General features: G+C 33.2%; 1 protein-coding gene. It reads left to right on the top strand.

Annotated elements, in window-relative coordinates; all coding sequences use genetic code 11:
• The coding region (locus tag HMPREF3125_RS08825) for a fibrinogen-binding adhesin SdrG C-terminal domain-containing protein (protein ID WP_256278094.1) at nucleotides 1–1,432 on the top strand (1,432 nt) is incomplete at both ends.

Below are 1,432 nucleotides of genomic sequence, written 5' to 3'. Positions count from 1 at the left end.
CAGCAAAAGAAGAAGCAACAAATGACGATTCAACAAGTGAAGCACCACACGAAACACCAGCAAAAGAAGAAGCAACAAATGACGATTCAGCAAGTGAAGCACCTGATTATGTTGGAGTTAATTCTGATTCTTTAGAAAACTCAACTTTAGAAAATGGCGATGACGAATCATCTAATGACCAAGATAAAGATATTGCTTATGCAACACCTGCAGAAGCAACAGCACCACGTTCTATTGAACCTCGTTCTAGAGTTGCATTAAATGAAACTCAAGCACAAAAGCAGGGTAAAAATGTTAATGATTTAATTACAGTAACTAATCAGTCAATTACTGAAGGTGGGAGAGAAGATGGTATAATCAGTGCTCATGATGGTGAAAACATCACTTATACTACTGATTTTAAAATCGATAATGATGTAAAATCTGGAGATACCATGACTGTAAAATATGATCCTCGAACTGTTCCTTCTGATTTAACAGATGACCATACACCAGTTGATATTATGGATCCATCGGGAGAAGTTATTGCTACAGGATCATTTGATAATACTAATAAAACATCCACTTACACTTTTACAGATTACGTTGATAAGTATGAAAATGTAAATGCAAAATTAGTTATGAATTCTTTTATTGATAAAAAAGAAGTGCCAAATGAAGAAACAGTAGATTTAACATTTGCAACTGCTAATGAGCCAATAAATAAAACTTTTAATGTTAGTTACCAACGACCTATTGTTGAACGTGCGTCGAATATTCAATCTATTTTTTCACAGTTAGATTTAGACGACAACACTGTAGAACAAACAGTTTATGTGAATCCACTTAGTTTAAATGCTCAAAACGCTAAAGTTTTAATTAGAGGTGCGGGCGTGTATAATGATGGTGGATTTTTCAATGGTGAGGGTAGCACTATTATAGACAATAGCACTGATATTAAAGTATATAAGGCTAAACCAGACCAAAAATTACCGCAAAGTAATAGAATTTATGATTATAGTCAATATGAAGATGTAACAAATCAAGTGAATATTGATAAAAATTATTCTAATAATCAAGCTATGGTTGATTTTGGAAATATAAATTCACCTTATATCATCAAGGTGAAAAGTAAATATACACCTGGAGCAGAGGATAGTTTAGCAATACAACAAGGTGTTAGAATGACAACAACTAATGATGGTATTTTATCTTATGCTGGTTATACGAATAGTATTATTAGTACTAATGACCAAGGTGGAGGTAATGGAGAAGAGGCGCCTGAGCAAACATATAAAATAGGTGACTATGTATGGGAAGATGTTGACAAAGATGGTGTTCAAGGTACAGATGAAAAAGAAAAACCAATCAGTAACGTACTAGTAACATTAACTTATCCAGATGGCACTTCAAAATCAGTGAGAACAGACGAAAATGGACATTATGAATTTGA

This window comes from Staphylococcus sp. HMSC13A10 (assembly GCF_001808005.1).
GTDB lineage: Bacteria > Bacillota > Bacilli > Staphylococcales > Staphylococcaceae > Staphylococcus > Staphylococcus pasteuri.
The sequence above is the reverse complement of the archived record's forward strand: the minus strand, read 5'-3'. Positions and strand labels throughout refer to the sequence as shown.